The following is a 4,932-nucleotide window of genomic DNA, read 5'->3' on the forward strand; positions in this document are numbered from 1 at the left end:
TTTTCTATTCGGCCCATCTCACGTAAGGCTGTAGCCAAGCTGTTTTGTCTTGAATAAGAACCTAATTTCCCCATAATAAGGGATGCTGAAACTGTTCCTTCCCTTATAGAATGAGCTAATCGCAAAACATCCTCATAATTCTCTTTAATGACCTTTGTATTTATTTGTCCACGTAAAATGACTTCTAATTTTGGATACTCACTTGCCTTATCTATTGTAAATAATTTCGAGTCTGATAAATCTCGTATTCTTGGAGCAAATTTAAATCCTAATAAATGGGTCAGTCCGAATATTTGGTCTGTGTAACCAGCTTTAATTGTACTAGTATTAGAAGTAGTTATTAACGTATCTTGCGATAGTAACTACTTCTTTTATATTTCATTAAAGAATTATTATTTGTACTATTAAATTTATGAATATATAGTATCTTACGAATTAGGGGGTGGAATGTTGAAAGTACAAGAAGTTCTCATTCAAGAGAAGAAAAGATATCTGTTAATTGATAAGAGAGGCTATCCGGTCATACCGGTTGCAAAGTATATAAAGTATTTAGATAACATTGGAAAAGCTGAAAATACACTAAAGTCATACTGTTACCATCTAAAGCTTTATTTTCAATTCCTAGAGGAAAGTCGGTTAAGATATCAAGAAGTGAACCTTGATATCTTGGCTCAATTCATCGGTTGGCTGAGAATTCCCGATCAATCTACAAAAGTCATTTACTTTGAAGAAACCTTAGCTAAACGATCAGAAAGAATAGAAATCCATATAAAAAAAGTCGAATCCATCAAGGATATCGGCTTTTTTAGATTGAAATTTGTTTAGCGTACAAAATTTCCGAAATGTTGGCTGTACCCCTAAAATAAATCATCTGATTCAATGAAATGTAATGCCTATCATCACCTATTTTTATATGTATCTCAGACTAATTCCTATACCTCCGTTACTCTTCGATCATATTTTATTTGTACGAGGTGGTGTAAAATGTTTAAATTATATTTAGATCCTGGTCACGGGAGAGTGGCCCCAGGAGCTATTGGCAATGGGATGCAGGAAAAAGAAATTACCTTAAATATTTCCCATAGCATCCGAAATCTCTTGGAAAACCATTATGAAGGCCTGCAAATTAAAATGAGTAGAACAGCAGATATTACGCGCAGCTTGAAAGAACGTACAGATGATGCGAATGCTTGGGATGCAGATTATTTTCTATCCATCCACGTTAATGCATTTAACGATTCAGCTCATGGGTATGAAGATTATATTCATAACAGTTTGTCTGATTCATCGAGAACAGCGTTAATTCGGGACATTATGCATGAAGAAATTGTCAAAGTAAATAACTTGCATAATCGTGGCAAAAAAAAGGCCAATTTCCATGTACTGCGAGAAACCAGAATGCCCGCTTTATTAACGGAGAACGGATTTATTGATCATGCAAGCGATGCCCAAAAACTAAGGGACCCGATTTGGCGGCAAGCGGTCGCTCAAGGTCATGTTAATGGTTTAGCACGCGCGTTTAATTTGAAGAGAAAATCGACTAATCTGAAAAGCAATATGGCTATTAAACGTGTAATTGTTGACGGTGTGCAAGTAGGGCTTACGCAGAAGAAGAGAATGTGTTGAGAACTGTACAACGCAACCTGAGAACAGCACAAAGGATTATTATTGAAAATGTGTAGTTTCGTTGGGAAAACGGTTGCTTGACTGCGAGCACGTTAAAGTTTTATCAAAATGGATAGCTAGGCTGGATGAACAAAAAATACGCTAAGCCTTTGTCGTGACGGGCTTAGCATTTTTTTCTTGCTCTAAGTTGGTCCGGCCGATATAAGCCAGGACTCATCATGTGCTAGTTTACGGCTGTAATATCAGATGAATAGAACGAAGTTGTTGAGGGAATTATAGTTCAAGATGTTTCTATTTCCAATTGTTGGATTTGAGGTGAGCTTTTGCCTAAGATTACTCCTATTCAGTCATACATGATTATTATGCTTTCGGTTGGATTAATGAACCACGTTATTATTATCCCTTTACTACTAGAAGCATCAAAGCGAGATGCCTGGCTCGTAGTGCTTCTTGTTTTTGTCGTTTCACCTGTTTGGATTGGTTGCTTGAACTACATCATTCAAAACATGAACAATCAACACATTAAAAAGTGGCTAGATCAGCACTTTGGAAAGTTTTTATCTGCAATCTTAGTGATTATTTATAGTTTGTTATTATGGCTCATGGGCTTTATTTCCTTAAAAGATACTCTAACATGGACAATCGCATCTTACTTGCCGCAAACACCGATACTAGTTCTTGCGGGAACAACACTTGTTGCATGCTTCTTTGCTGCTTTTCAAGGACTCCGTACAATTGCAATTGTGAGCGGAATATTGTTGCCATTTGTTGTTATTCTGGGGAATCTTGTGGAGATTGCCAATTTTCAGTTTAAAGATTATACCCTGCTTTTTCCATTGTTAGAAAACGGGACAGCTCCATTATGGAAAGGCATTCCTTACGTTGCCGGGGGATTGCTGGAGTTGTCTTTCTTGATGTTGCTGATTCAGCACAAATTAACAAAAAAACCAGGATTTAAAAGCTTGATGTTGATGTGCTTCATCCTTACAGGACTTACGTTAGGACCATTGATGGGATCGATTGCGATATTTGGCCCTGATGAAGCGGATAACCAGAGATACCCATCTTACGCTCAATGGAGAATCGTTAGACTGGGTGAATATGTGGAGCATGTCGATTTTTTTTCGATTTACCAGTGGCTATCCGGTACATTCATTCGTGTATCCCTTTCTATCTATCTCTTGGGAGAATTGTGGAATTTACAAAAACGCAGATGGTTACCCGTGTTATTTGGCGCATTGGCCATGCTTGTTGCCATTTTGCTGCCGATGAGCGACATGGCTTTTCTAGACTTGTTAGGAAGGTTTTATTTTCCTTCATTTTGTATCTTTACAGTAGGGACCTTGATCCTGTATGTTGGTCGAATGATCATCTCAAGAATTCGCCAAAAGGAGTGACTAGCTAGGATGAATAAACTATTCCGACGAATGAAAAGATTATTTGGAAATCAGGGGGCAGAAAGCAAGAGGCCATCGCCTAATACAGAGACAACAGTCTTGCAACCGCTTAATGAACAATCACTCATCCAACACTTTAAAATGTGTCAAGATGTTAAGCACCATGTTTACAAATTATACCCTGATGATGAACAATCGAGAATCCTATTGCTTTATTGTGAGGGGTTAAGTGACAACCAAACATTCATTCATGAAACTGTGCTTCCTCATTTGACCCTATTTTATGAAAACAATGGTTTTCATCATCAGGAGGAAATAGTCGAGTCGAGCCAACTACAATTAGAGTTCGTTACTCTTGAGGAGTGGGAGCAAACGGCCGAAACGGATATTTTTGAAGGAAAACTGCTTTTGTATATTCCGACCCTACGTTCCTTGTTCTCCCTCGATATCTCAAAAAAACCGGCGCGAAATCCGGAAGAATCCAGTATTGAGGTCTCGGTACGGGGGCCAAAGGATGGATTTGTGGAAGAAGTGGGAGTCAATGTGGCGTTAATTCGGAAACGAATCAAATCAACCAGCATGGTTTATGAAACGAAAAAAGTAGGCGTTCGCACGAAAACAACCGTTGCAATTCTTTACATGCGTGACATTGTTGATCCTAAGATTGTTCAAGATGTAAAGAATAAATTAGATGATCTTCACATTGACGGAGCGTTTAGCGCCACTCAGCTAGAAGAATTAATGGAACCGACAAAAGCATTGTTTCCTTTGATGGGGTATACAGGCAGAGCAGACTTTACCGTGAACTGTATGCTCAATGGGCGTGTAGCGTTGATTGTGGATGGTACACCGGCTGCGTTGATTGCGCCTGCCAATTTATTTTTGCTTGTGAAAGCACCCGAAGATATCCACTTTACTGCTTTGGCAGCTACATTTGGTCAAACGCTTCGTTTACTTGGCTTGTCCGTATCGCTACTGCTTCCTGCAATTTTTGTTGCCATTCTTTCCTATCATCAAGATCAGCTGCCCTATTATCTACTTGCCACTTTGGGGATTAACCGGTTGGGAATCCCTTTTGATGTGGCAGTTGAAATGTTTATTGCACTTCTCTTCTTAGAAATCCTGCGGGAAGCTGGTATCCGATTGCCTTCTGCGGTCGGCTCCACGGTAACGGTTGTAGGAGGACTTATCCTGGGGGATGCGGCCATTCGTGCTGGATTCTTATCCCCAGGTATCGTTGTCATCGGAGCAATTACACAAATCTTTGGTTCAACTTTATCGAGCCTATCATTGGCTGGAACGATTAGTATCTTACGCTTTTTTCTTTTCATTCTGTCTGCCACGCTTGGCATTTATGGCTTCTTTCTTGGATTATTTATTGTGCTCAGCCATTTAGCCTCATTGCGTTCATGCGGCTTGCCTTACTTGGCCCCAATATCACCTCCATTTAAAGACTTGGCCAACGCTTTGTTTCGATTACCTTGGCCATGGCGAAACACTCGACCGGACATGTTGAAGACACGAGATTCTACAAGGCAAGGGGACAGGCATAAATGAGGAGATATAAAAGTATGGTTGCACTTTTCCTTCTTCTCACCCTTACCGGTTGCTGGAGCAGATATGAAGTGCAAAACATGAACTATGCTACGGCTGTTGGAATAGACTATGTCGATGGCCAATACACCTTGTATGTGCAATTGCTTGATTTCTCGACAGTGGCCAAGCTGGAGGGACAGCAAAAAGCGGAGCAGCCCCCGGTTTGGGTGGGCAAAGGCGAAGGTTCCGTAAGCCCGAACTAAGAAATTTTATAATAGAAGCAACTAAAATTAAAAACAGAAACGCCAAATAACCGTGAATCTGAGATGTTTTAAACAGATTTACGGTTATTTTATTTTTTTGCACATGTTGC

At 39.7% G+C, this 4,932-nt stretch carries 4 protein-coding genes and 2 pseudogenes; 5 read left to right on the plus strand and 1 reads right to left on the minus strand.

Annotated features, from left to right (window positions below):
- Positions 1 to 320, minus strand: a pseudogene (locus M3210_RS19315) (Tn3 family transposase); the annotation flags it as partial.
- A 130-nt stretch (positions 321 to 450) separates the two neighbouring features.
- Between M3210_RS19315 and M3210_RS19320 the strand changes: the two are divergent.
- From M3210_RS19320 to M3210_RS19340, 5 genes and pseudogenes are all read left to right on the plus strand, one after another.
- Positions 451 to 825 (plus strand): site-specific integrase, encoded by a 375-nt coding sequence (locus M3210_RS19320; protein WP_251517820.1) that lies wholly within the window; start codon positions 451 to 453, stop codon positions 823 to 825.
- Positions 826 to 984: 159 nt separating this feature from the next.
- Positions 985 to 1,682 (plus strand): annotated as a pseudogene (locus M3210_RS19325) (N-acetylmuramoyl-L-alanine amidase family protein).
- Positions 1,683 to 1,949: 267 nt separating this feature from the next.
- Positions 1,950 to 3,023: a GerAB/ArcD/ProY family transporter gene (locus M3210_RS19330; protein ID WP_251517823.1), complete on the plus strand. Its 1,074-nt coding sequence runs from the start codon at positions 1,950 to 1,952 to the stop codon at positions 3,021 to 3,023.
- A gap of 9 nt (positions 3,024 to 3,032) precedes the next feature.
- The gene (locus tag M3210_RS19335; protein ID WP_251517825.1) at positions 3,033 to 4,580 is read left to right on the plus strand and encodes a spore germination protein; all 1,548 of its coding nucleotides are present in this window, start codon (positions 3,033 to 3,035) and stop codon (positions 4,578 to 4,580) included.
- A gap of 14 nt (positions 4,581 to 4,594) precedes the next feature.
- Positions 4,595 to 4,822, plus strand: a complete 228-nt coding sequence (locus tag M3210_RS19340) for a Ger(x)C family spore germination protein (RefSeq protein ID WP_251517828.1) — start codon at positions 4,595 to 4,597, stop codon at positions 4,820 to 4,822.
- Positions 4,823 to 4,932: the final 110 nt, after the last annotated feature.

The sequence above is a fragment of the Oceanobacillus luteolus genome, from assembly GCF_023715655.1.
Taxonomy (GTDB): Bacteria; Bacillota; Bacilli; order Bacillales; family Amphibacillaceae; genus Oceanobacillus; species Oceanobacillus luteolus.

Bases quoted from the DNA above. Each gene is read 5' to 3' on its own strand.
- M3210_RS19335 (WP_251517825.1), top strand. From the start codon at position 3,033: ATGAATAAACTATTCCGACGAATGAAAAGATTATTTGGAAATCAGGGG.
- M3210_RS19340 (WP_251517828.1), top strand. From the start codon at position 4,595: ATGGTTGCACTTTTCCTTCTTCTCACCCTTACCGGTTGCTGGAGCAGA.